The sequence below is a fragment of the Bordetella sp. N genome (assembly GCF_001433395.1).
Taxonomy (GTDB): domain Bacteria; phylum Pseudomonadota; class Gammaproteobacteria; order Burkholderiales; family Burkholderiaceae_B; genus Bordetella_C.
This window is the reverse complement of the sequence record NZ_CP013111.1, coordinates 4,963,423-4,988,844: the sequence shown is the minus strand read 5'-3', so window position 1 is coordinate 4,988,844 and position 25,422 is coordinate 4,963,423. Positions and strand designations below refer to the sequence as shown.

The following is a 25,422-nucleotide window of genomic DNA, read 5'->3' as shown; positions in this document are numbered from 1 at the left end:
ATACGGCATTGCCGGAGTTCCTGCTGGGGTTGTCCACCGGGATTGGCACGGGTGCAACACCCAGGTTCAGGTGGCCGCGCTCTCGTGGGCCAGGAGCGGAAACCGCAGGTCGAAGGCGGCGCCCCCCAGCGAGCTGGGCACGCAGATGACCGTTCCTCCATGCGCCAGGACGATCGCGCGAACCACCGCCAGGCCCAGTCCGCTGCCACCCGTCGGGGACGCTCCTGTTCGCGTACAGCGGTAGAACGCTTCAAAGATGTCCGTCGCCAGCTCCTCCGACACCCCCGGTCCATTGTCTTCGACCCGGACCCGGTACAGACGCCCCTCTTCGACCACGGTGCTGACCCTTACATTCCCCGGCGCGGCGTGCTGAACGGCGTTCTCCAGCAGCGCGATCACGACCTGCCGCAGGCGGATCGGGTCGCACTCGACCACCTGTTCGGTCAGTTGCGTCTCAAGAGTCAGGCCGGCCGAAGCCAGTCGCGGCTGATAGGACTCGAGGACCAGCGAGATCTCGCGCGACGCTTCAACGCATCTCATACCGAGCGCCAGCTGGGAGCTTTCTGCCAGCGCCACCGACCGCAGATCTTCGATCAATTGAGTCAGCCCCTCCACATGGGACAGGAGCCGACGGAACTCCTGCGGGCTGGCGGAGAACACGCCGTCGTTCAGCGCCTGCAGCCGTCCCTGCAGAATCGTGACGGGCGTGCGCAGCTCATGGGCGATCGTCGCATTCCAGACCGCGCGCTGGTTGGCCATGCGCTGCAGCGTCTCGGCCATGGAGTTGAAGTCTTGTACAAGCTGGGAGATTTCGAGCGGGGATCCCAGTCCGTCCACGGCGCGTGCGCTCAGGTCGCCTTGCGCCACCACTCGAAGGTTCGCCGCCACGGAGCCGAGCGGGATAAGAAATTTCTGGGCAAGGCGAACCGCGCTGACCACGGCAATGAATACCGAAACCACGGTCGCCGCGATGGCCCACACCAACTCGAATTTGTCGGGCAACCACTCCGTCAGCGATGGGGGAACCCCTTGAGTCTGATACAGCAGCAGTCCGTAGAAAACGCTGGCGCCCGTCAGCGTCATGGTGCTGATGCCGATGGCCAGCCCGATCAGCGACAGCGCCAAGTGTCCGCGCAGACTGCTTGCGGCAATCATTGCCTGACACCCAGGCGATATCCAATGCCCCGGACACCTTCCGGGAAACCGGTGATTCCATGGTCTTGCAGTTTCCTGCGCAGCTTGCTGATGTGACTGTCCACCGTTCGCTCCATCGTCTCGCCTTCGGGCAGGCAGGTAACGAGCAAGTCATCGCGCGAAAATACCTTGCGCGGAAATTTCATCAGGCGGCTCAGAAGATTGAACTCAGTGGGCGTTAGCGGCAGGGGATGCGGCTCGCCGGCGACATCGACCAATGCTTCGTGGCTCTCGATGTCGACGGTGAACGGACCCACGCGCAGCAGCTCCGCTTTGTGTGAGCTGCCGGACATCTGTGAGCGCCGCAGGACGGCGCGAACTCGCGCCGCGACTTCGGCAGGATTGAAAGGCTTCTCGATGTAGTCGTCGGCACCGATGCGCAGCCCCAGCAGCTTGTCGGCGTCCTGATCCAGGGCGGTCAACATGATGACGGGTGTCTGGCTGCGGGTTCTCAATTCCGCAAGCACCTGCCATCCATCCTTGATCGGCAGCTGCACGTCCAGCAGCACCAGGTCGGGCTTGAGTTGTCCATGCAGTGTCAACGCGGATGCGCCGTCGGTCGCGCCGACGACGCTGAAACCTTCGCGCTCCACATAGGCTTTCACGACTTCAAAAATATCCAGTTCGTCTTCGACGATCAGGACCAAGGAATTGGATCTGGTCACGCTCATAAAAAATCACCGGTAATTCGCGGAATCATATATACCGCTCGGCTTTGCTTATAACTGACCCATAAGCGGCGTTTGCACGTTTTTGAATACCTCTCAATAGACGCGTTTTACGTGCATTCAGATGATTCTCACGAATCACATCACGCCTCACTCTGTCGGATTTTTCTGCGCGAACGCGCGCCGCGCTTACCTGCAAAAGACCACCGCGTTCATCAAGCCTCCACATGGCCTGCATGTCCACGCAACGACCAGCCCTCAAGCTTCGGCCATCGAATCGAAATGGACAGACGGATGCCCTGACGGGCCCTCGAGTGCGCTTATGTCGGAAAAACAAAGATCTTTCAGGTACGCCGGTGGCGCGCTGTTGCTTGCGACTTTTCTGAGTGGCTGTGTCGCCCTTCCAACACCCACATTGCCGGCGGACGTGCCCGACACCTGGGCGCAGCAGCCCGGCGCCCAGGGGCCTTCCGTGGACCTGCGGTCGTGGTGGACCGCCTTCAATGATTCCACCCTGAACGCGCTGGTGGATGAGGCTTTACAGAGAAACCTCGACATCGCCCAGGCCGAGAAGCTGCTCGAAGCGGAGCGACAACTGTCAGGTCGACAGGGCTCCAGTTATCTGCCCGTCGTGTCCGCGGGCGGGCGTCCGGTGCAGGATGCCTCGGGCAGGCATTCATTCTTCCATGCCAGCATCGACGCGTCCTGGGAGCTGGATCTCTTCGGTGGCGGTGAAAGCGAAGAGCGGCTTGGCGCGGCGGAAGTCGGCGGCGCCGAAGCGAAGCAGCAAGGCATTCGGGTGGCGGTCGTGGCGGGTGTCGTGCGCAACTACCTCGACATGACGGTGGCGAACTGGCAGCTGGCCAATCTGCAGAAAATATCCGCCCTAGATCAGCGCGCGGCGCACCTGGCAAAAGTCCGCAGCGATACGCGTCTTGCCAACGCGGATGAAATCACCAACGCATCCTTGCGACTGCAACAGGGGCAGGCGGAAATCGCGGCGATGCGGCAGACGGCCGCGCAGCATGCACGCGCGCTTGCGCTTCTGCTTGGCAGAGCGGCGCCCGATGCGGCGTGGGCCACGGCCGCCACCCCGCCGGACCTGGCCGCATTCCGCTTGCAGCAGGTGCCCGCGGATCTGCTGCGCTCGCGTCCGGATGTGCGCGAAGCCGAAGCGGAAGTGCTTGCCGCTGCCGCGCGCGTCGGTATCGCAAGAGCCGCGCTCTACCCCCGCCTGAGCCTGGCGGGAACGATTCTGTATTCGCACAACATCACGACGAATCGAAGCGCCAACAATAACTACCTGCCTTCCATCGGTCCGGTGATCTCGATTCCGCTGTTTGATTGGGGACGGCTGCGGGCCGAAGTGAAGGCAGGTGAGAAGCGCATGGACGCGTCCTTGCTGGGCTACCGCAAGGCCGTCATGAGCGGCGCGTCCGAAGTCGAGGGCGCTTTGTCCACGTATCAGATCGAGCAGGATCGTGTCGCCGCGCTGACCAACGCCAACCAGGTGTTGAGCCGCAAGCGGGACATGCAGCGCCGCCGCTCCGAGTTGGGAATATCCAGCGCGTTCGAGTCTATCGATGACGAACAGCGATCCCTGGAGACGTCGTCCGACCTGACGCTGGCCCGGGCTTCGCGATCACTTGCGTTCATCGCGCTCTACAAGGCACTGGGTGGCGCTCCGCTCACGCCAGTCACGGAGGAAAAGCCATGATCGCTCTCGCACGAAAAACCATCATTCACGAATGGCGCCGGTTTCTGCCCGTCATCCTGTCCGTGGGCTTCGCGGGCGTGCTGTTGGCCGTGCAGGCGGCCCTGGTGCTCGGCATCTTCGGCACGGCGGCCCTGTATGTCAACGCGTCATCCGCGGACCTGTGGGCGGGCTATCCCGGAACCCAAAGCGTCAGCCACGGCCGCCAGGTCAGCGCGGACGCCGAGTTCAGGCTGCGCATGGACCCCGAGGTTACCGCGGTTGAAGCGTACCAGTGGGTGGACGGGGACTGGGTCTCGGATTCGATCCGATCCGCCGGCGTTCCTGTTTACGTGTCGGGAATCTCCACTGCCGCCGACGCCTTGATGTTCTCGACGGTGTTACCGGCCGACCTTCGCAGGCGCTTGCGCGAACCTGGCGCGGTGATCGTGGACAAGGCCGACCTTGGCACGCTGGGCGTCACCGTCGGCGGGCGTGCCTGGATCAACAGACAACAGGTGCATGTGGTGGGCGTCCTGCCCGGGCTGCGCGGCTTGGGCGGGACCAACGTGCTGTCCTCATGGGAAACGGCGCGGACGATAGCCGGTTCCGACGCGCGCGACGGCAGCACCTATTACGTGGCGTCCCTGGCCGATCCCAGCCGCGCTCCCATCGTGCGCCAAAGAATGGCGGACATCGACCCGGGTTTCGGCCGCCTCGAAGTCTGGACCGCGCGCGATTTCGCCCTGCGCTCGCAATTGCAGTGGCTGCTGGAAACGGGCGCTGGTGTAGCCGTTCTGTTCATGGCGCTGATCGTCACGCTGGTCGGCGCGATCATCACGAACCAGTCGCTGTCATCCATCGTGTCGGCCTCCGCCCGTGAATACGCGACGCTCAACGCGCTGGGCGCCAGCCGCGGCGCCCTGGCTCGGGTCGTCCTGGTGCAGGCATGCATCCTGGGCGGGCTGGGGCTGGTGCTGGCGTCGGTGGTCAGCACGATCCTGCTGGCGCTTGCCGCCTTCTATCAGGTGCCGGTGGCGATGACGCCCATCGTGGGCTTGGGCTGCGCCGCGCTGGTGGCCATTCTCGCGCTGTTGTCCAGCGTGATGGCATGCCGCAGCCTGATGCGCACCGATCCCTCCATTCTTCTTCGCTAAGGGAATAGTCATGTCCAGCGATTTCGATCCAAAGACCGGGGCCGGGCCTTCCGCGCCAACCTTGCAGGCCGTCGGCTTGTGCCGGTCGTTCAAGGCAGGCGAGTCCTACGTGCATGTCCTGCGCGGCTTGAATGTCGCCGTGCATGCGGGTGAGTTGACGCTCGTCTCGGGGCCATCCGGATGCGGGAAAAGCACCTTGCTGTCGCTGCTCTCCGGCCTGCAGCTGCCGGACGGCGGCCAGGTGAGGGCCTACGGCCAGGACCTGGCCGCGATGAATGCCAAAGCGCGGGAGCAGTTCCGATTGAAGCACACGGGCTTCGTGTTCCAGGGATTCAATCTCTTCCCCGCGCTGACTTCAGTGGAACAAGTGCAGCTGCCGCTTGGCTATATGGGAATGAAAAAGGCGGAAAGCCGTGAGCTCGCCATGGAAGCTCTGCGGGATGTGAGCATGTCGCATCGGGCATCGATGCGGCCGGCTCAGCTTTCCGGCGGCGAGAAACAAAGAGTGGCGATAGCAAGAGCCATCGCGAAGCGGCCGAAACTGCTGTTCGCCGACGAGCCAACCAGCGCGCTGGACGCGGCGAACGGGCAGCGGGTCATCGAGCTGCTGCACCGCTTCGCGAACCAACACAACGCAACCGTACTGTGCGTCAGCCACGATCCCCGCCTGATCAGGCATGCGGACCGTGTCGTCGCAATGGAAGACGGCGCCGTACGTACCGACGAGCGCAGGTCAGGAAACCAATCAGGCACCCCCGTGCCGGGAGAAAAATCATGAAAAACATTCTTCGCCTTCGAGCGACGGCGCTGGTGTTCGTCGCGACTTTCACGCTGACCGGCTGCCTGGACGACAGTGTCGCGGCCGAGCCTTACGGCAAGCCGACCCTGGACGGCCATGAAATCGTGGCGGTCGCCCGCGGCAGGATCGATGTTGAAGGTGGGCTCGCCGTCCTGTCGCCCGCCGCGTCCGGCACCGTCACGGCCGTGATGGTCAAGGAAGGAGATCTGGTCCGCAAAGGCCAACTGCTGCTGACGCAGGACGACGCCCCCGCGATGGCGGCCACCGGGGTCGCGAGCGCCGAGCTGGCGCTGGCGAACGAAAGACTGCTGGCTGGTGAGAAGCGCTTGCCCGATCTGCGCCGCAGCCTGAACCAATACAGGATCGCCGCGCGCGAGGGTGCTGCCCAGGGTCAGGAAGTCGACCAGGCCAATGAACGCCTGCAGTCCGCGCTTTCCGACGTGGCGGTCGCCAAAGCGGAAGTCGCCGTCGCCCAAAAGCGCCTGGATCAGGCCTCCACCGAGGTCCGTTCGTTCGAATTGCGCGCGCTCGAAGACGGTGTGGTGACGGCGGTCTTCGCGCAAAGAGGATCGAACCTGGCGGCAGGCGCGGGCGCCGTGGCGCTGATGCCCAACCGCCCGCTGGTCGTGCGAGTCGAAGTGAACGCCGCCTATGTCAACGCCGTGCGGGTAGGCATGCGGGCGATCGTGCAGGGCGAGTCCGGATCGGCCGACGGCGCTGATGCTTTCCCTGCGGCACATCTGGTTCGGCTGAGCCCGGTGTACGGCGACGGACGTCAGGACGAAGACACGGAGCGCGGTCCCGTGCGTGTTGTGAAAGGAACCCTGGCCTTCGATGGTTCGGCTCGGGCTTTGGTGGGTCAAACGGTAAGGGTGAACTTCTATGAATGAGCAATGCGCATCGCGCTGGATGATACAGACCGATTTCGACGGCACGATCAGCCGTCAGGACGTGATGGACACCTTGTTGGACCGGTATGGCATGACGGGTTGGGAAGCGCTCGAGGGGGCCTGGGAGCGTGGAGAAATCGGGTCGAGGGCCTGCATGACGGCTCAGGTCCGCTTGCTTTCCATGAGCGTCGCGGAGCTGCACGAGAGCCTCAAGCAGATCACGATAGATCCGCAGTTCGCCCGATTCGTGGCGCTCGCCCGCGAGCTGCGCATCCCCGTGCAGGTGGTCAGCGATGGCCTGGACTGCGCCATCAAAACGGTTCTCACCAGGGAAGGGCTGGGCGATCTTCCCATCCTGGCGAACAGCTTCCAGCCCGCGGGGCCACGGCGCTGGACGCTGGGAACCCCGTGGGCCCGCGGAAATTGTGCGAGCGCGAACTGCAAGTGCGGCCATCTGGCGCGCGAGCAGACGGCTGGCCAACGTGTGCTGTATATCGGCGACGGCAGATCCGACTATTGCGTGGCGGGCAAGGCGGACTTCGTGCTGGCCAAGGGCAGCCTGATCGCGCATTGCCGCGAGAACAACATTCCTCACGCGGAATTCCGCGGCTTCGGCGACGCCATCGAGCATCTGCACGATGTCGTGCTTTCGAGTACTTCGACTGGGATGGTGACATGATGCAATCCGGTTCCTTCTTCTCAACGATAGGCGCGCCGCAGCTTCGGTCGGGTATGCCGCGATTCAGCGAACGCGCCGTTTGCCTGCCCTCGACCGAGGTCCCGACCCACGAATACCTGCTGGAAGGGCAGGGCGAGGCTGGCCGCACAGGCATCCTGCTGGTCCATGGGCTGACCGGCACGCCAAATGAAATGCGCGTGCTGGCCCGTGGCCTCAACAACCAGGGCTATACGGTGCTGGCGGTGCAGCTGGCGGGGCATTGCGGGACCCTGCAGGATCTGGTGGGGACCAGCTGGCTCGACTGGCTGTGCAGTGTCCGCCGCGGCGCGGATGTGCTGGCCCGCCGTGTCGATCGAGTGTTCGTGGGCGGGCTTTCCATGGGCGCCGTGCTGGCGCTGGCCCTGGCGCAGGAACGACCGAAGCAGATCGCCGGCGTATTGGCCTTGTCCCCGGTCTTCCGCCACGACGGCTGGAGCATGCCGTGTTACACGAAGCTCTCTTTCCTGCTGCCGGTCTTCCGGTGGCTCGGCATCGGCCGGCACAGCGTGTTCTTCGAACGCGCGCCCTATGGCATCAAGGACGAAGCCTTGCGCTCTCGCGTTGTCGCGAAGATGCGCGCGGGGGACAGTGTTGCTTCCGGCTTGCCGGGTAATCCCTGGTGGTCAGTGATCGAGATGCGCAAGTTGTCGGCGTCGGTACTGCGCCGGATGGAAGCCCTGAGCGTGCCTTGCCTGGTGGTGCATGCCAAGAATGACGATATTGCTTCGGTATCGAATGCCTTCGACATCGTCAGCAGGGCGCGCTTTGCGGAAGTGCATCTGCACTTGTTGAACAACAGCTACCACATGATCACCATCGATCGAGAGCGGCGCCAGGTCATCGACAGGGCGGTGGCATTCGTCGCGGCAGTCGTGGGTAGAAACCAGCATACGGGTCTGGATCATGTTCGATGACGGCACGACACCCCTGGTGGTTTCGCTCTGGATGCTCAATCTGTTCTTCGACAGCGCGGGCCAGCTGATATTCAAGGCTGCCGCGATGGATACGGGCAATGGCAAGGGTTGGGCGCGCTGGAAAGCGATGACGCACCGGCCCTGGCTGTGGCTCGGTCTGCTTTGCTATGTGCTGGAGTTCATCCTCTGGCTGGCCTTTATTTCGCTGGTGCCGCTGTCCGATGGTGTTTTGCTGGGTTCGATCAGCATCGTCATTGTCATGCTGGCAGGGCGTGTGCTTTTCCGGGAACGCCTGACCACGCTCAGAGTGCTCGGAATGCTCCTGGTTTCGCTAGGCGTGGCGATCGTTGGTTTCAAGGGGTAGGGCGATGCGACGTTTCTATTTGATCGGATTCATCGCCCTGGTGGCGTTCGACACCCTGGCGCAGGTCAGTTTCAAGCATGCGGGGACGCAAGCCCTGCCGCTGGAATTTTCAACATACTGGTTTGGCCGGGTGTTTGGACAGCCCTGGATCTACGGCGCGTTCGTCGGTTATCTGGGCGCGATGGTCAGCTGGCTGATCCTGCTCCGCCACGCACCCATCGGGCCGGCGTTCGCGGTGTCTTCCCTGGATATCGTGGCCGTGCTGTTCGTCTCGGCGGTGTGGTTCGACGAGCCCATAGGCTGGGCTCAGGTCACGGGAACGGTGGTGATCCTGGGGGGCATTGCATGCCTGGCCATAAGCGAATCGGACTGAACCCCAAATTTTTTAGCTGATCTTTTTTTCAAGTCCACGGTCCCTCCACACTTCCTCGACCGTGGTTCCATCGTGAAGGCACAGACTTCACGGACATCATTCAGATATATAAGGCTTGCGACCATGCCTATCGATACTACCCGCCTGTTGGCGGACGAGGCCCGTTATTGCTCCTTCGGCGACACGGTTCACTACGTCAACCCGCCCAAGATCTTCACCGGCTGCGAAGGCAGCTATATGTTGGACGACGCGGGGACGCGTTATCTGGACCTGCAGATGTGGTATTCGGCGGTCAATTTCGGCTATCGAAATCAGCGCCTGGAAGACGTGCTGCGGCGCCAGCTGGATACGCTGCCCCAGATCGCGAGCCAGTACCTGCACCCGGGCAAAATTGAACTCGCGCGCTTCATCGCACAGGATGCGGAGAAAAAGTGGGGCCGGGAAGGCCGCGTGCATTTCAATGTGGGTGGCGCGCAGGCGGTCGAGGATTCTCTGAAGATCGTCCGTAACGCCAGCAACGGCAAGAGCCTGATGTTCGCGTTCGAAGGCGGCTACCATGGCCGGACCCTGGGCGCGTCCAGCATTACCTCCAGCTATCGCTATCGCCGGCGCTACGGCCACTTTGGCGACCGCGCGCACTTCATTCCCTTCCCTTATCCTTTCCGTCGTCCCAAGGGCATGACCGCGGAGGAATATGCGGACTCGATCGTGCAGCAGTTCGCCCGCAAATTCGAAAATGAATACCACGCGATATGGGATCCGAAGACGTCCCAATGCGAGTACGCCGCGTTCTACATCGAACCTATCCAGGGAACGGGCGGCTATGTCATCCCGCCGGCGAATTTCTTCACGGGTCTGAAGCAAGTCCTGGATCAGCACGGCATCCTGCTGGTGGTGGACGAGATCCAGATGGGTTTCTGGCGTACTGGAAAGCTGTGGTCGGTTGAGAACTTCGGCATCAAACCCGATGTCCTGGTGTTCGCCAAGGCTTTGACCAATGGACTCAATCCCCTGTCCGGGCTGTGGGCGCGCGAAGAGCTCATCAATCCCGAGGTGTTTCCGCCAGGGTCGACCCACAGTACCTTCGCGTCGAATCCCCTCGGTACCGCGCTCGGTCTCGAGGTCATGAAGATGACGCACGAGATTGATTTCGGCCGCCAGGTGCGCGAGTCGGGCGCCTACTTCCTGGATGGCTTGCGTGATTTGCAGAAACGTCATCCCGAAATTGGCGATGTCGACGGCCTTGGCCTGGCGCTGCGCGCCGAGATCTGCATGGCCGATGGTTTTACGCCGAACAGGGACCTGCTGGACCGTATGGTGGACATCGGGCTTGCCGGCGACCTCGACTACCGTGGCGGCAAGCGCGGCCTGGTGCTGGATGTCGGCGGCTACTACAAGAATGTCATCACCTTCGCGCCGTCCCTGATGATCAACCGGCCGGAAATCGACGAGGCGCTTGAGCTCCTGGATCAGCTGATCACAAGAGCGAAGCGGATGGCATGCTGAGCAGTCGCTTCTTACGCAACGTACTCGAACCGCCCGCGCTGATCGACTATTTTCTGGCGCACCCGCCGGAAGACTTCAAGATACGGGGCGGCGCGCCGCTGCCGGTATTTTCGGCATCATTCAATTTGCTCACCACGGCGGATGACGGATTGAAGCGGCGGATACGGCGTCTTCCGGGCTACACGTGGTGGTCGTCGCGGTTGTCGGTGCCTACGACCTTTGCCGGCACGACGGTCAGCGAATACACCTTGCTTCCGTTCGATTCCGACGCTTCAAGCCTGGCCAGGTATCTGCGGCTGGGCCTTGGTCGCGAGCGGCCGCTGACCATCGTCAAAGACTTGCCGACGAATTCCCCGCTGCTTTCCCAGAGCGACAATGCTTACGCTGAAGCCTTCATGCAGGCCTGCCTGCGCGAAGGCTTCATGATGGTCGATGGCCAGGCCCTGGCTTACGTGCCCATCGACTTCAAGGATGGGGAAGCTTATCTCGACCGCCTTCCCAAGAGCGACCGCCGCTATTTGAGACGTAAGCTCAGGACGCGCGATGACATCGCCGTCAATATCATTCCGACGGGCCAGGCCTTCGAGGATGACGCCCTGGTCGATCGTTATTACACGCTGTACCAGGACGTCTATGCACAGAGCGATATCCATTTCGATCGCCTGACGCGGCCATTCTTCGCCAGCATCCTGCGCGATGGGTCGACGGGTGGCGTCGTCTTCGAATATCGGTACAGGAAGACGGGCAGTCTGCTGGGATGGAATCTTTGCTTCGACGATGGCGAACGCCTGATCGACAAGTACATCGGGTTTGCGTATCCCGAGTCGCGGCTGATGAACCTGTATTTCGTCAGCTGGATGGTCAATCTTGAATATGCGCTGGCGCACGGGCTCAAGCATTACATCGCCGGCTGGACCGATCCCGCCGTCAAGGCCCTGCTGGGCGCGCAATTCACGGCCACGCGCCACGCGGTCTACGTTCGCAATCCCCTGCTGCGCATGGTCGCGCGCAAGTTCGCGTACCACTTTGCCGTCGACAAGCCATGGATAGACGGGCACGGGAGTGCATCGTGACACTCGCGCCACTTGTGCTGGACACGGACGGTTCGGTGGGGCGCCTGCCCGGTGAAGTGCGGCTGGCCATTACGGCCAAATGGCGCGAAGCGATCCGCTTTGGGTGTGCGCGCGGCAAGCTGGAAGCGTTCATGAAAGATTTATACGAGCGCATGCCGGCGGGCGCGGAGTTGGGGACGGTTTTTCTGGGTAGCGGCGATTTCCATCACCTGACATGGCCCCTGGTGCGACGCTGTATAGAACAAGGGCAGCACCCGCGCCTTCGTGTGGTCGTTCTCGATAATCATCCCGACAACATGCTTTTCCCCTTCGGCGTGCACTGTGGCTCGTGGGTGCACCGCGTCGCGCGTCTGCCCCAGGTCGAGCAGGTACACGTGATAGGCATTACTTCCGGGGATCTGGGCGCCGCGCACGCATGGGAGCACCACCTGGGTTCGCTGTTGAGGGGCAAGGTCACCTACTGGAGTACCGGCGTCGATACGCGCTGGGCAAAGTGGCTGGGAGTCGGCAAGTCTTTCCGCAGCTTTCCCGACCGGGAGTCGCTGGTGCAAGCGGTCAGCCAGGCGCTGGCCGATGATCCGCTGCCTACCTATCTGAGCATCGACAAGGATGTTTTCGCGACGACGGAAGTGCGCACGAATTGGGATCAGGGCGTGCTGCTGCGTTTCGATCTTCACGCCATCGTGCAATCGCTGCGCGGTCAGATCGTCGCCAGCGACGTCACGGGCGACGTATCGTTATGGCGCTACCGGACCCCCTGGAAGCGCATCTTGAGCAGCGCCGACGGACAGCATACGAGCAGGCGCGACCCGGCGCTGGCGGAGTGGCAAAGAGCCCAGAATCTCTTCAACGGCGCGATCCTCGCGCTGCTGCAGGACGCAGGTTGAGCCGCGGCCGCGTCGTATGACGCAGCCGCGGTCATCCGTTCGTTCAAGGATCAGCTTTGGGCCTTGAAGCGATTGCGCAGGTCACGGATCTGGTCGTGGTTGCGCAGCACGCCTTGATACTGGCGTTCCACGATGGCGCGCACGTCCGGCGTCAGGTTTTCCTTCAGCGCGTCGGTGTACTGCGCCTTGGCGTGATCTTCGCCGCGTTCGCATTCTTCCAGAATGGCGGTGTCGCTGCGGCCCGTGACGGTGGACTTCAGCTCGGTCCAGCCACGATGCATGGCGCCTGCCACGGTGCCGCCGGTGGCGGGATCGCCGCCCAGCTGGCGCACGACGGCTTGCAGCTCGCCCGCGCCCGACGCGCAGTCGCGCGAGCGGTTTTCGAACAGAATCTTGAGTTCAGGATTCTTGGTGTCTTCAGCGGCCTTGGCGAAGCCCTTCTCGCCATTCTTCGAAGTTTCAATCAGGTCGTTCAGTAGTTTTACGATGTGATCAGCCATGGTTATCTCCTGGGAAAAGCGGGTGCTCGGCAAATAAATGGCGGGCGCGGATAGGGCCGCGCCCGCCTCGGCTCAGGCCGTTTTTTCTTATTGTGCGTATTGCTTCTTGGCGTTGGCGACGCAAGTGGTCTTCGCATCACCGGACATGGCGTCGCACTTTTCCTTCGCGACCTTGTAGTCGGCGTCGCGCTTGGTCTTGGCGGCGTCATGGCTGGCCTTGGCTTCGTTCTTGTTGGCCTTCAGGTCGGCCTTGGCCTTGTCGCGCGTGGCCTTGGCCTGTTGCGAGCAGACGTCCTTGTCGTTGCCCTTCAGGCCGTCGCAGCGCTTCTGCTCGGTCTTGTATTGGGCATCGATGGTCTTGTCGGTGGTCGCGGTTTGAGCGTGCGCGCCGAACGACAGGGCGGTCAGGCTGAAAATGGCGGCGGCGAAAGCGGGCTTGAAGTTGGTCATATGAGTTTCTCCTCGTGCTTTGATCAGGTGTCACCGGAAAGCCCCCTCGGCATTCCCGGCCACCTAAAAGCTTGGGTGGCATCACGCCACTCGTTGGGGCTAACGCAACCGTCGTGCCTGATCCCGCGCCGGCGCGGTACGATACGGGTCTTTGTCGCCTCGATCTGCCCCGCCATGTCCTCATCTGCCCCGTCCTCGTCCCGTCCCAGCGCGCCATTGCAAGACTTGCTGCTGGAAAGCGCCGAGGTGGTCCGCGCGGTGCAGGCGGGGCGTTCGCTGACCGATGCCATCGCGCAGGTCCCCGCCGAATTCCGTGCCGGCACCCAGGCCCTGTCCTTCCACGCCATGCGCCGTCTGGGCGAGGCGCGCGCATTGCGCCGGCTGCTGGTGCCGCGCGACCCGCCCGAACCGCTGCTGGATGCGCTGCTGCTGGTCAGCCTGACGCTGTTGTTGCCGCCCGCGGCCACGGCTGCTCATGTGGATGCCACGCCCGAGTACACCCCTCATACCGTCGTCGACCAGGCGGTCAAAGCGGCCGGCAGCATGCGCCGCCTGCTGCCTTTCAAAGGCCTGGTCAATGGCTGCCTGCGCGGTTTCCTGCGCGATCCCGCGACTTTGCTGGCCCAGGCCGTGAAGACCGTGGAAGGACGCTGGAATCATCCCCAATGGTGGGTCGACAAGGTGCGCGCGGCCTATCCGGATGATTGGCAAAATCTGCTGACGGACGCCAATGTGCCCGCGCCCCTCACTTTGCGCGTCAACCGCCGCCGCGCCACGCGCGAACAGGTGCTGGCCGCGTTCACCGCGGCCGGCATCGCCGCCGAAGTCAGCGGCGCTGACGGCCTGGCGCTGGCGCAGCCGCGCCCGGTGACGCAGATCCCCGGCTACGACCAGGGCTGGTGGTCGGTGCAGGACGCCGGCGCGCAACTGGCGGCGCCGCTGCTGGCGGTGCGCGATGGCGAAAGGGTGCTGGACGCCTGCGCCGCCCCCGGTGGCAAGACCGCGCACCTGCTTGAATTGGCCGACGTCAGCCTGACCGCCCTGGACGCCGACGGGCAGCGCCTGCAACGGGTGCGGGAAAACCTCGAACGGCTGGACCTGCGCCGCGCCGATACCGTGTTGCGGCGCGCCGATGCGGCCGACCTGGCCGAATGGTGGGACGGCGTGCCCTTCGACGCCGTGCTCGCCGACGTGCCGTGCACCGCGTCCGGCATCGTCCGGCGCCACCCCGATATCCGCTGGCTGCGCCGGTCCGACGACGTGGCGCGTGTGGTCAAACTGCAAACGCGCATCGTCGACGCCCTGTGGCGCACGGTGGCCCCGGGCGGGCGGCTGCTCTACGTCACCTGCTCGATCTTCCCCGAGGAAAACGAGCGCCAGGCGGCCGCTTTCGCCGGCCGGCACCCGGATGCCCGGCGGCAGGACGCCCCCGGCCAACTGCTGCCCGTGGCGCGAGATACAACACCCGGCGGCCAGCGCGACGGTTTTTTCTACGCCTTGTTTGCCAAGGTTTCCTGAATCGCCAAGAATATCGGGACCGCCGCATCAATGCTTCGTATGCCTCTACTCCCGCGTTTGCTTCTGGCTTTGGTTTGCCTGTTCACGCTGTTACCGTGGAGCGGCGACAGCGTGGCGTCCGAGCCCAAGGTGGTGCGGGTCGATCCGACCTTGCGCAACGGCCGGGTCGAGATCGACGCCGATATCGATATCCACCTCAACGACCAGTTGCGCGAAGCGGCCGAGCGTGGGCTCCCACTGTATTTCACCGCCGACATCACCATCACCCGCTCGCGCTGGTGGTGGCTGGACAGCACGGTGGCCGATACCAGCCTGACGTGGCGCATCGTCTATAACGCGCTGACCCGGCAATGGCGCGCCGGGGTCGGTGAACTGTCGCTACCCGTGCGCTCGCTGGATGACGCCATGGACATGATTCGTCACATCCGCGGCTGGGCCGTGGCCGACGCTGCCGACTTCAAGCCCGGCGTCAAGTACGAGGGCCAGGTGCGCCTGCGCCTGGATACGTCCTTGCTGGCGCGTCCCTTCCAGGTCAATGCCCTCAACAGCAGTTCCTGGACTTTGGCCACGCCCTGGACCACGTTCGACTTCGCCATCGCTGACGAAGGAACCGTCGGCCGATGAGAAAGCTACTGCGCTTCGCACTAGTGGCCGGCGCCCTGGCCGGCGTGCTGCTATTGGGCCTGCTGGCCTGGTCGACGGGCAATGCGTCCCGCTTCGCCCGCTATTACGACGCCTTGCTGATCCTCAACGGCGTCGTCGCCCTGGCCCTGTTCGCCTGGGTGCTGGCCTTGACCGTCAAGCTGGTGCGGCAGATACGCCGGCGTCAGTTCGGCGCGCGCCTGACCGCCCGTTTCGCGCTGGCCTTCACGCTCATCGGCGTGGTCCCCGGCGCCTTGATCTACACCCTGTCGGTGCAGTTCATGTCGCGGTCCATCGAATCCTGGTTCAACGTGCGGGTCGATTCCGCCCTGGAGGCGGGCCTGAACCTGGGCCGCGCCGCCCTCGACTCCCTGCTGGCCGATCTGGATGCGCGGGCGCGGTCCATGACCGCCGAGCTGAACCGCGCCAGCGACAGCAATATCGCGCTGACCCTGACCCGCCTGCGCGAGGCCAACGGCGTGCAGGAGGCCATGGTCTTCACCGGCACCGGCCGCATGGTGGCGTTCTCGACCAATCAGTACGGGCAACTGCTGCCGGCGCTGCCGCCGTCCACCGTGCTCAACCAGTTGCGCCTGTCGCGGGGCTATTCCGCCGCCGAGGCGGACGATCCCGTGAAGGGCGATGGCGGCGGGGCGCTGCACCTGCGGGTGGTCATTCCGCTGCTGCCCAACGAACGCTTCGACGGCCTGCTGGGCGCTTCGGCCGAACCGCGCTGGCTGCAGCTGGTGCAGCCCGTGCCCGACCAGATCGCCCATAACGCCAACCTGGTCCAACAGGGCTTCCGCGATTATCAGGAGCTGGCGCTTGCCCGGCTTGGCCTGCGCAAGCTGTACGGCATTACCTTGACCCTGGCCCTGCTGGTGTCGGTGTTCACCGCCATCGCCGTGGCGCTGTCGCTGTCCAAGCGGCTGGTGCGTCCGCTGCTGCGGCTGGCGGCCGGCACCCAGGCCGTCGGCATCGGCGACTTCCGGCCCCTGCCGGAGCCCCCCGAACGCGACGAGGTGGGCCAGTTGACCCGGTCCTTCAACGCCATGACGCGCCAGCTGGATGAGGCGCGCCGCATGGTGGAGAGCAATCGCCAGCAGCTGGAACGCTCCAACGTCTACCTGGAAAGCGTGCTGTCCAACCTGTCGTCGGGCGTGTTGGTTTTCGACGAAGCCTTCCGCGTGACCACGGTCAACCAGGGCGCGCAGACCATTCTGCAGACCGATCTGCGTTCGGTCATCGGGCGCCCCCTGGAAACCATCGACGGCATGTTGCCGTTCACCCAGGTGGTGCGCCAGGCCTTCACGGCGCATGCCGCGGTGGGCTCGGAACGCCAGCACTGGCAGCAGCAATTCGAGATCCAGCTGGCGCAGGCGGACGCGGACGCGCCGGCCGGTCCCCACGCCCAGTCGCTGACCCTGCTCGCACGGGGCACCCATCTGCGCGTGGACGGGCGGGGCAACGGCTATCTGGTGGTGTTCGACGACATCACGGAACTGATGTCGGCCAACCGCACCGTGGCCTGGGGCGAGGTGGCCCGCCGCCTGGCGCATGAAATCAAAAATCCGCTGACGCCCATCCAGTTGTCGGCCGAGCGCCTGGCGATGAAACTGGCCGACCGCCTGCAGCCGGCGGACCGGCAGATGCTGGAGCGCTCCACCAATACCATCGTCAACCAGGTCAGTTCGCTCAAGCACATGGTCGACGATTTCCGCGAGTTCGCCCGCACGCCGCCGGCGGTGATGCAGCGTATCGATTTCAACGCGCTGGTCGCCGACGTGCTGTCGTTGTATGGTTGGGATCCCGTGGAAGGGCTGGTGCGCGATCACTCCAACTCGCTCAATCTGGAAGTCGAGCTGGCGCCGGGGCTGCCCGCCATCGAGGGCGATCCGACGCAGTTACGCCAGGTCATCCATAACCTGCTGGCCAATGCCCGCGATGCGATCGCGGGCCAGGCCGAGGGCCGCGTGCGGGTGTCGACCCAGCTGACGCAGACGCCGCGAAACGAAGGCGAAGAACACCGCGCGCTGCGTTTCACCGTATCCGATACGGGCCCGGGCTTCTCGCAGCAGGTCATGCAGCGGGCCTTCGAGCCCTACGTGACAACCAAGTCGCACGGGACTGGGTTAGGATTGGCGATCGTCCGAAAAATCGTGGAAGAACACGGCGGACGTATCGACCTGGCGAATCGCCGCGAGGGCGGGGCACGTATATCGATACTATTGACCCGTCTAGCAGGCGCGGTTGATACTCTGGACGCATCCGCACAACAACAGGATAATGCGGCTACGCAATAGGTGGACGGGCTTATGGCCAGAATTCTGGTGGTTGACGACGAAGTTGGCATTCGCGAGCTCTTGTCGGAAATCTTGTACGACGAAGGACACACGGTCGAGTTGGCCGAAAACGCGGCACAAGCGCGTGCCGCACGCCTGCGGGCGCGTCCCGATCTCGTTCTGCTCGATATATGGATGCCGGACACGGACGGCGTCAGCCTGCTCAAGGAGTGGGGCTCGCAGGGTCTGCTGGACATGCCCGTCATCATGATGAGCGGCCATGCCACCATCGACACCGCGGTCGAAGCCACCCGTATCGGCGCCATGGACTTCCTGGAAAAGCCGATCACGCTACAAAGGTTGTTAAAAACTATTTCGGCTGGACTGGCGCGCGGGCAGGCCCCGCAGGCCGTGCCCATGCCGGCCGTCTCGGTCAGCCAGTCGGCGCGCGACGACGATTTCGACGCCCCCCCGGGCTCGGGCGTGCCGGCCGCGGCCGCGGCCGCGCCCGCCCTTGCGGGCGGTCCGGCTGAATTGCCGGCCAGCAGCAACGGCCAGCTGGGCAGCATCTCGCTGGATCAGCCCCTGCGCGAAGCGCGCGATGCCTTCGAGCGCATCTACTTCGAATACCACCTGGTGCGGGAAAGCCATAGCATGACGCGGGTTTCCGAACGGACCGGGCTGGAGCGCACCCACTTGTACCGCAAGCTCAAGCAACTGGGCATCGAGTCCGCGCGCAAGCGCAGCACTTGATCCTCCCCTGAGGGGTCTGCCTTGAGAATTCTGCTTTGAAGGTCCTGATCATCGGCGCTGGTCGCGTGGGCACCAGCGTTGCCGAAAATCTGGTCTCCGAGCAGAACGACATCACGGTCATCGATACCGACGCGCGCAACCTGCAGGGTCTGCAGGAGCGCTACGACCTGCGCGCCATGCAGGGCGACGGCACCCAGGTGGCGGTGCTGGACGCGGCGGGCGCGGCCGATACGGACCTGTTCATCGCCTGTGCCGCGTCGGACGCCGTCAACATGGTGGCGTGCCGCATCGCGCGCCAGCACTTCAACGTGCCGCGCCGCATCGCTCGCATCCGCGCGGCGGATGTCGCCGAATACCCGGAACTGATGGGTGAGGACGGCTTCTGCATCGACGCGCTGATCAGCCCCGAACGCAGCGTCACCGCCTATCTGCACAGCCTGATCGAATTCCCCGAAGCCTTGCAGGTGGTGGAGTTCGCCGATGGCCGCATCAGCGTCATCACGGCCCGGGTCAGTCCCGGCAGCGCCATGGCCAACCGGCCTGTCGAGCATCTGCGCGAAGCCTGGCCCGACGTCACCGCCTGTGTCATCGATGTGCTGCGCGGCGGCCGGCCGCTGCAGGCCGGCACCCAGACGCTGATGGCGGCGGATGACGAGGTGGTGCTGGTGGTCGATACCCGCCATGCCCGCCGCGCCGTGCGGCAGCTGCGCGAGGCGGAAAAGACCGTGCGCCGTGTCATGATCGCCGGCGGCGGCAACATCGGCTTGCGGCTGGCGCGCCAGCTGGCCGAGGAAGGCTATAGCGTGCGCCTGATCGAACGCGATCCGGCGCGCTGCGAATATCTGGCCGTGAACCTGCCCGGCAATGTGCTGGTGCTGCAGGGCAATGGCACCGACGAAGACCTGCTGCGCCGCGAGAACATCAGCGATATGGACACGTGGCTGGCGCTGACCAGCGATGACGAGGACAACATCATGTCCTCGCTGCTGGCCAAGCGGCTGGGCGCGCACAAGGTGATCGCGCTGATCAACCGGCCCGCGTATGGCGAGCTCATGCAGGGCAGTCATATCGATATCGCCGTATCGCCGGCGCAAGCCACCATGAGCGAGCTGCTGCGCCACGTGCGGCGCGGCGACGTGGTGGCCGTGCACCGGCTGCGCCAAGGTGTGGCCGAAGCGGTGGAGGCGGTCGCCCATGGCGATCGCAAGACGTCGCACGTCGTGGGGCGCCGCGTCGGCGAGATCCGGCTGCCCAAGGGCGCGCGCATCGGGGCGCTGGCGCGTGGGGACGAGATCCTCATTCCGGACGGCGACACGGTCATCGAATCGGGCGACCACGTCATCGTGTTCGTGCCGTCCCGCCAGCAGATGGCGCGCGTGGAGAAGCTGTTCCAGGTCTCCGCCTCGTTCTTCTAGGAGCCGCGCGATGAGCCGCCTGCTGGCCTTGGCCAATCTGCTGGGCCTGACCATGACGCTGTTCGCGTTGACCATGGGGATTCCGTTGGCGGTGTCCGCTTACCTGGGCGACGGGGCCATGTCGGCCTTCGTGGACGCGTTCCTGGCGGCCGCCGGCGTGGGCGGGGTGCTGTGGGCGATATCGCGGCGCCATCGCTATGAACTCCGGCCGCGCGACGGCTTCCTGCTGGTGTCCCTGGTCTGGACCGTGCTGCCGCTGCTGGCGGCGATGCCGCTGTTCATCTATTTCCATCGCGCCGGCATCCCCCTGTCCTTCACCGACGGGTATTTCGAGGCGATGTCGGGCCTGACCACGACGGGCGCCACCATTCTCAACGGCCTGGACAAGCTGCCGCCGTCGATCAATCTTTGGCGGGCCACGCTGGTATGGCTGGGCGGCATGGGAATACTGGTGCTGGCGGTCGCCATCCTGCCGCTGCTGGGCGTGGGCGGCCATCAGGTGTTCCGCGCTGAAACGCCCGGCCCGATGAAGGACGAGAAGCTGACGCCCCGCATCGCCGGCACCGCCAAGGCCTTGTACGCCGTGTATTTTGGCTTTTCCCTGCTGTGTTTCCTGGCCTACCGCGTGGCCGGTCTGCCGTGGTTCGAGGCCTGGTGCCACATGGCCACCACCATGGGGCTGGGCGGCTTCTCGACCTGGGACGACGGCTTCGCCCACTTCGATTCCGTGCCCGTGGAGATCGTGGCGGTGGTCTTCATGCTGATCGCCGGGATCAATTTCGCCACGCATTTCAGCGCCATCGGCCAGCGCCGCCTGCGACCTTACCTGACCTGTCCCGAGACCATGCCCTACCTGGTGCTGACCTTGGGGACGGCCCTGCTGGTTTCGGTCTACCTGTACGTCGAGGGGGTCTACACGGCGCCGCTGGATGCCTTGCGCTACGGCATCTTCAACACCGTGTCGGTGCTGACCACCACCGGTTATGCCAACGTCGACTACACCACCTGGCCCATCCTGGCGCCGCTGGTGATGCTGCTGCTGTCCGGCGTGGCGACCTCCGCGGGCTCGACCGGCGGGGGCATCAAGATGATCCGGGCCGTGATGCTGTGCAAGACCGCGGGCGCCGAGCTGAAGATGATGCTGCATCCCCAGGCGGTCAGCCCGGTGCGCATCCGTGGCCGGGTGGTCAATCCGCGCATCCTGGCGTCCGTGCTGGCTTTCATGGTGGCCTATGGCTTTTCCCTGGCCATCCTGACGGCATTGATGCTGGCGTCGGGGCTCGATGCCCTGACCGCATTCAGCGCCGTGGTGGCCAGCGTCAACAACACAGGCCCGGGCCTGGGCGCGATCGGCCCCATGGGAAGCTTCTCCATCCTTACCGACTTCCAGACCTGGGTGTGTACTTTTGGGATGCTGATCGGCCGGCTGGAACTGTTCACCGTGCTGATGCTCTTCACGCCCGGTTTCTGGCGCACCTAGGCCCTCCGGGAACGTTTCCTGCTCCAGGCGACACGAAGACGGGTTCGGCGGTTTCAAAGGCGGGGCAAGGGCGGTAATGCCTTAGGGGATTACCCCAGGCACGTAAGTGCTTGCTACGCGTCAGACGGCATGAACCCGTCATGATCGACGCTGTTGCTTATAAATGTCACGTTTTTCCCCTAGGATGACGAAAGTGTGCAGCTACACTGCCACCTCGTCGCGCCACATCGGTAGATGCTCCCCGGGCAGTTTCCGGGCTTCAAGGCATGGTGGCGTCCTCCCCATATGAATAAGTTAGATAGGAGCCGGAGATGGAACAGATCCCGTTCGTCCCTTCCGCCCCCAACACCCTGGGCATCGAACTCGAACTGCAACTGATCGACCCCCGCACTTTTGATTTGACGGCCGCATCCGACGAATTGCTGGCCCAGATGGCAAACCATCCCATTGCGGATCGGGTGAAACCGGAAATCACCCGCTCGATGATCGAGTTGAATTCGTCGGTGCACGTACACCCCAAGGACCTGCTGACTGAAATGCGCGAAATGCGCAGCGCCCTGTGCGAAGCCGCCGATGCGGTTGGCGTCACGGTGGCCGGCGGCGGTGCCCATCCCTTCATGCGTTGGCAGGAGCGGTCGATTTCCGACACGCCGCGCTTTCAATACCTGGCCGAGATGTATGGCTACCTGGCCCGCCAGTTCACGGTGTTCGGCCAGCATATCCACCTGGGCGTGGGCAATGGCGACGAGGCGATCAAGCTGACCCGCCAGTTGTCGGCCTACGTGCCGCACTTCATTGCGCTGTCGGCGTCTTCGCCCTATTACGAAGGGGTCGATACGCTGTTTTCCTGCTGCCGCCTGAATGCGGTGAACAGCTTCCCCCTGGCCGGCCATCTGCCGCCCGAGGTGAATGACTGGTATCAGTTCGAGGCCCATCTTTCGCAGCTGCGCACCTACGGCCTGGCGGAAAGCATCAAGGACCTTTATTGGGATATTCGTCCCAAGCCGGAATTCGGCACGGTGGAAATCCGCGTCTGCGATACTCCGCTGACGGTGGAACGCGCGTGCCAGATCGCCGCGTTCGCGCAGGCGCTGGCGGTGTTGCTCAAGCGTCAGCCGCAGTCCGAGAAGGGTTTGTGGCTGGCTTATCGCAACAACCATTTCCAGGCTTGCCGCTTCGGCTTGCAGGGCAGCTACGTGACCGGCGACGGGCAGCGTCTGCGCCTGATCGACCATCTGCGCAGCGTGTTCGGCCAACTGGCGCCGATTGCCGAGGAACTGGGCACCAGCGAGATGCTGGGTTCGCTGCGCGAGGATGCGTTGAAGTCGGGCAACGATTCGCGCTGGCTGCGTGGCCAGTTCCACCGCCTGCGCGATCTGCGCTCCGTGGTGGATGCGATGTCCGTGGCCTTCCGCGGCGATGGCGGCATGGCCACCGTGGCCGGGTTGTCCGCCGCCGATCCCACGGCGGTGGCGCGCCGCCGCGTGCGGGCCACGTCCGAACCGCTGCTGGGGACGGTGGGGGTGCAGACGCTGGCCGAGCCGGATGAGCCCATCATCCCGCGGCAACTGCATTAAGGCCTTTTTCCTGTCCGCATCAAAGTAAAAAGCGTCCCCGAGGGGGACGCTTTTGTCGTTGGCATGCGGCGGACGCTTGCCGCTTGGCCAGATCATTCCGTCTGGATGTTCGCCTTCTTGATCAGGTCATGCCACTTGGCCACTTCCGATTTCTGGAAGGCGGCCAGCTGGGCGGAATCCATGCCCGAACCGTCGATCGCCATGCCGGCGAATTTTTCCTTCACGTCAGGCTGCTGCAGGATCTTGAGGATCTCCGTCGACAGGCGGTTGACGATGGGCGCGGGCGTGCCGGCCGGGGCGAACACGGCTTGCCAGGACACGATCTCGTAGTCCTTCAAGCCCGCTTCCTGCAAGGTGGGCACGTCGGGCAGATTGGGATCGCGCTTGGCCGACGTCACCGCCAGCGCGCGGATCTTGCCGGACTTGATCAAGGGCAAGGTGGGCGGGATGTTGTCGAAGGCCATGGAAAGCTGGTTGCCCAGCAGCGCTTGCAGCACGGGGCCGCTGCCCTTGAAGGGCACGTGCATGATGTCGACCTTGGCGATGGACTTGAAGAGTTCGCCCGACAGGTTCTGCGAGGTGCCGTTGCCGGCCGAGCCGTAGCTGAGGTGGCCAGGCGTCTTGCGGGCTGCCGCCAGCACGTCGTCGATGGACTTGTAGGGGCTTTCGGCGGGAACCACCAGCACGTTGCCCAGCTTGCCCGTCAGCGCCACCGGCACGAAGGACTTCACCATGTCGTACGGCATGTTGCGGTACAGGCTGCCGTTGATGGAGTGCGAGCTGATGGTGCCGCCGACCAGGGTGTAGCCGTCCGGCTTGGCCTTGGCGACGTATTCGGAGCCGATATTGCCGCCCGCGCCGGGCCGGTTTTCCACCACGATGCTGGTGCCGAGGATGGGGCCGAGCTTGGTGGCCACGATACGGCCGATCACGTCGGTCGCGCCGCCAGGCGCGAAGGGCACGACGTAGGTGATGGGCTTGCCGGCGGGCCATTCATCGGCGGCGTGGGCGCCGGTGCTCAGACCGAGCGCGCAGAGTAGGGGCAGGGCAAGGCGAATGCCGAAACGCATATTGTCTCCGTTATGAAAACCATGGGTATGGGATCGGCGTCTGTGCGCCGTTGCCGCCATAGCATACCTGCCGCGCGCCGGCCTTGCCGGCCCGCGGAGCGATGGTTAACCCGAGGTTTTGGAGCGATCGCGGTCGCCGCGCGTCTGCCTGGCGTGCCTAGCCGCGGCGGCCGCCGATGGCGCTGACGGACAGGCGGGTTTCGCCGGGCGCGGCCTGCCGCGAGGCGGCGCGCCAGGCATGGCCGTAGGCGACTTCGATACTCAGCTTGATCAGGCCGTCGTCGCCGCGCTGCCGTTCGAGCGCGGCATACAGGCGCTCGCGCCAGGCGGGCGTGGCCAGGCCGCGCCGGCGTTGGCTGGCGGGATTGCCGCCCAGGGCGCGCACGTCTTCAAGCAGGCGCTGCGGCGTGCGGTACGTGAGCGTCAGGGTTTCCTGGTCCATCACCGGATCGGCAAAGCCGTTTTCCACCAGCAGATCGCCGAAATCGTGCATGTCGACGAAGGCCGGCGTGGCGGTGCGCAGGCCCGCGTCGTCCAGGGCCGCGCGCAGTTCACGCACGGTATTGGGCCCCAGGCAGGAGAACATCGCGAGCCCTTGCACCTTGAGCACGCGGCGCCATTCGGCCAACGCGGCGTGCGGTTCCGGGTGCCAGTGCAGCGCCATATTGGACCAGACCAGGTCCAGCGATTCGGGCTGCAGGCCGGTCGCGGCCAGATCGGCCAGGACGAAGCGGGGCCGCGCGGCGGCCTTGCCGGTCAGGCGGCCGAGCATGCCGGACAGGCCCGTGGGCGTGTGCCGTTCGCGCGCGATCTCCAGCAGCGGGGCACAGGCGTCCAGGCCGACATAGGCGGCGTCGGGATAGCGTTCGCGCAGGCCGGGATAGGCGGCGCCCGCGCCGCAGCCCGCGTCGAGCAGCTGCTGCGGCTGGATGCGGATATAGCGCAGGCGGTCGAGCATGCGGGTGGCGATTTCCCCGTACAGGAATTGCGCGCCTTGCAGATCGCCGCGCCGGGCGAATTGGCGCGCCACGTCGGCGCTGTTCAGGGGAAGGGCGGAAATCGGGGCTGGTGACATAACCGTCGCAGCGGCCGGCGGGGCGGCGCGATACGTGTTCAGATGAATGTCCGTCATTATTGCGCACCGGCGGGTTGGGGCCGTGTTATCCCCGTGGCGGGGGCGGGGTTGTCCGCTGGCACGGGCGTGTGATGTACACCAGCCGTGACGGCGTTGCGCTTTCGCTGTGGATAAGTCCTTGAGGTTGAAAGACCTGTTTCGCACGCGCCGCGCCTTGCCGGCGGATGGTCGGCTGCGGCCACTGCCCTGGTCGCGGGCACTGCCCTGGTGGCGGGCCTGCCTGGCTGGTATCGCGTCCGATTGCCCGATGTGCGAAGGCCCTGTGGAAGGGACTAGCCCAAGGGGCGACCGACGGGGCGGCCGATGGGGTGGCCGATCGGAGGGCCGATGGGGTGGCCCGTGGGGCGGTCTCTGCGAAGGCTGC

24 protein-coding genes are annotated in these 25,422 nt (G+C 64.6%); 18 read left to right on the top strand and 6 right to left on the bottom strand.

What is annotated here, in order from left to right:
- Positions 1–66 precede the first annotated feature (66 nt).
- Positions 67–1,155, bottom strand: a complete 1,089-nt coding sequence (locus ASB57_RS21475; protein ID WP_057654057.1) for an ATP-binding protein — start codon at positions 1,153–1,155, stop codon at positions 67–69.
- On the bottom strand, positions 1,152–1,865 hold the full coding sequence (locus tag ASB57_RS21470) for a response regulator (protein WP_057654056.1): 714 nt from the start codon (positions 1,863–1,865) through the stop codon (positions 1,152–1,154). The genes ASB57_RS21475 and ASB57_RS21470 overlap by 4 nt, the downstream gene beginning before the upstream one ends.
- A gap of 121 nt (positions 1,866–1,986) precedes the next feature.
- Between ASB57_RS21470 and ASB57_RS21465 the strand changes: the two genes are divergently transcribed.
- The 11 genes from ASB57_RS21465 (at position 1,987) to ASB57_RS21415 (ending at position 12,236) form a co-directional block, all read left to right on the top strand.
- Complete coding sequence (locus tag ASB57_RS21465; RefSeq protein WP_082621744.1) at positions 1,987–3,579, top strand: TolC family protein; 1,593 nt, start codon at positions 1,987–1,989, stop codon at positions 3,577–3,579.
- Positions 3,576–4,712: an ABC transporter permease gene (locus tag ASB57_RS21460; RefSeq protein ID WP_057654054.1), complete on the top strand. Its 1,137-nt coding sequence runs from the start codon at positions 3,576–3,578 to the stop codon at positions 4,710–4,712. The genes ASB57_RS21465 and ASB57_RS21460 overlap by 4 nt, the downstream gene beginning before the upstream one ends.
- A gap of 10 nt (positions 4,713–4,722) precedes the next feature.
- Entirely contained in the window at positions 4,723–5,490 is a 768-nt protein-coding gene (locus tag ASB57_RS21455) for an ABC transporter ATP-binding protein (protein ID WP_057654053.1), read from the top strand.
- Positions 5,487–6,401, top strand: coding sequence for an HlyD family secretion protein (locus tag ASB57_RS21450; RefSeq protein ID WP_057654052.1), 915 nt, complete (start codon positions 5,487–5,489; stop codon positions 6,399–6,401). Before ASB57_RS21455 ends, ASB57_RS21450 begins: the two co-directional genes overlap by 4 nt.
- Positions 6,394–7,080: an MtnX-like HAD-IB family phosphatase gene (locus ASB57_RS21445; RefSeq protein ID WP_057654051.1), complete on the top strand. Its 687-nt coding sequence runs from the start codon at positions 6,394–6,396 to the stop codon at positions 7,078–7,080. Before ASB57_RS21450 ends, ASB57_RS21445 begins: the two co-directional genes overlap by 8 nt.
- Before the next feature lie 53 nt (positions 7,081–7,133).
- Complete coding sequence (locus ASB57_RS21440; RefSeq protein WP_057654050.1) at positions 7,134–8,033, top strand: carboxylesterase; 900 nt, start codon at positions 7,134–7,136, stop codon at positions 8,031–8,033.
- A complete protein-coding gene (locus ASB57_RS21435) occupies positions 8,023–8,397 on the top strand; it encodes an EamA family transporter (RefSeq protein ID WP_057654049.1) in 375 nt (124 codons plus the stop codon). The genes ASB57_RS21440 and ASB57_RS21435 overlap by 11 nt, the downstream gene beginning before the upstream one ends.
- Before the next feature lie 4 nt (positions 8,398–8,401).
- A complete protein-coding gene (locus ASB57_RS21430) occupies positions 8,402–8,770 on the top strand; it encodes a multidrug efflux SMR transporter (protein ID WP_057654048.1) in 369 nt (122 codons plus the stop codon).
- Between the two features lie 123 nt (positions 8,771–8,893).
- Positions 8,894–10,276, top strand: a complete 1,383-nt coding sequence (locus tag ASB57_RS21425; RefSeq protein ID WP_057654047.1) for an aspartate aminotransferase family protein — start codon at positions 8,894–8,896, stop codon at positions 10,274–10,276.
- Positions 10,273–11,349, top strand: a complete 1,077-nt coding sequence (locus ASB57_RS21420) for a GNAT family N-acetyltransferase (RefSeq protein ID WP_057656323.1) — start codon at positions 10,273–10,275, stop codon at positions 11,347–11,349. Before ASB57_RS21425 ends, ASB57_RS21420 begins: the two co-directional genes overlap by 4 nt.
- Positions 11,346–12,236 (top strand): arginase family protein, encoded by an 891-nt coding sequence (locus ASB57_RS21415; RefSeq protein ID WP_231755211.1) that lies wholly within the window; start codon positions 11,346–11,348, stop codon positions 12,234–12,236. Before ASB57_RS21420 ends, ASB57_RS21415 begins: the two co-directional genes overlap by 4 nt.
- 50 nt (positions 12,237–12,286) lie before the next feature.
- Here the strand turns inward: ASB57_RS21415 and ASB57_RS21410 are convergent, their stop codons facing one another.
- Together ASB57_RS21410 and ASB57_RS21405 are read right to left on the bottom strand one after the other, a co-directional pair.
- On the bottom strand, positions 12,287–12,736 hold the full coding sequence (locus ASB57_RS21410) for a PA2169 family four-helix-bundle protein (RefSeq protein WP_057654045.1): 450 nt from the start codon (positions 12,734–12,736) through the stop codon (positions 12,287–12,289).
- 87 nt (positions 12,737–12,823) lie between these two features.
- The gene (locus ASB57_RS21405) at positions 12,824–13,186 is read right to left on the bottom strand and encodes a hypothetical protein (protein ID WP_057654044.1); all 363 of its coding nucleotides are present in this window, start codon (positions 13,184–13,186) and stop codon (positions 12,824–12,826) included.
- 174 nt (positions 13,187–13,360) lie between these two features.
- Here ASB57_RS21405 and rsmB point away from each other — a divergent pair, with 174 nt between their 5' ends.
- The 7 genes from rsmB (at position 13,361) to ASB57_RS21370 (ending at position 22,853) form a co-directional block, all read left to right on the top strand.
- Positions 13,361–14,704 carry a 16S rRNA (cytosine(967)-C(5))-methyltransferase RsmB gene (gene rsmB / locus ASB57_RS21400; RefSeq protein WP_057654043.1) on the top strand — a complete coding sequence of 448 codons (1,344 nt, stop codon included), beginning with the start codon at positions 13,361–13,363 and terminating at the stop codon, positions 14,702–14,704.
- Positions 14,705–14,743: 39 nt separating this feature from the next.
- Positions 14,744–15,328: a DUF4390 domain-containing protein gene (locus tag ASB57_RS21395; protein WP_057654042.1), complete on the top strand. Its 585-nt coding sequence runs from the start codon at positions 14,744–14,746 to the stop codon at positions 15,326–15,328.
- A complete protein-coding gene (locus ASB57_RS21390) occupies positions 15,325–17,649 on the top strand; it encodes an ATP-binding protein (protein WP_057654041.1) in 2,325 nt (774 codons plus the stop codon). Before ASB57_RS21395 ends, ASB57_RS21390 begins: the two co-directional genes overlap by 4 nt.
- A gap of 12 nt (positions 17,650–17,661) precedes the next feature.
- Positions 17,662–18,381, top strand: coding sequence for a response regulator (locus tag ASB57_RS21385; RefSeq protein ID WP_057654040.1), 720 nt, complete (start codon positions 17,662–17,664; stop codon positions 18,379–18,381).
- A gap of 35 nt (positions 18,382–18,416) precedes the next feature.
- Positions 18,417–19,796 carry a Trk system potassium transporter TrkA gene (trkA, locus tag ASB57_RS21380; RefSeq protein ID WP_057654039.1) on the top strand — a complete coding sequence of 460 codons (1,380 nt, stop codon included), beginning with the start codon at positions 18,417–18,419 and terminating at the stop codon, positions 19,794–19,796.
- A gap of 10 nt (positions 19,797–19,806) precedes the next feature.
- A complete protein-coding gene (locus ASB57_RS21375) occupies positions 19,807–21,276 on the top strand; it encodes a TrkH family potassium uptake protein (protein WP_057654038.1) in 1,470 nt (489 codons plus the stop codon).
- A 311-nt stretch (positions 21,277–21,587) separates the two neighbouring features.
- Entirely contained in the window at positions 21,588–22,853 is a 1,266-nt protein-coding gene (locus tag ASB57_RS21370) for a YbdK family carboxylate-amine ligase (protein ID WP_057654037.1), read from the top strand.
- Positions 22,854–22,945: 92 nt separating this feature from the next.
- On the opposite strand, the gene ASB57_RS21365 is transcribed toward ASB57_RS21370, so the two are convergent.
- Positions 22,946–23,923 (bottom strand): tripartite tricarboxylate transporter substrate binding protein, encoded by a 978-nt coding sequence (locus ASB57_RS21365; RefSeq protein WP_057654036.1) that lies wholly within the window; start codon positions 23,921–23,923, stop codon positions 22,946–22,948.
- 157 nt (positions 23,924–24,080) lie between these two features.
- Entirely contained in the window at positions 24,081–24,998 is a 918-nt protein-coding gene (locus tag ASB57_RS21360) for a methyltransferase domain-containing protein (protein ID WP_057656322.1), read from the bottom strand.
- Positions 24,999–25,422 lie beyond the last annotated feature (424 nt).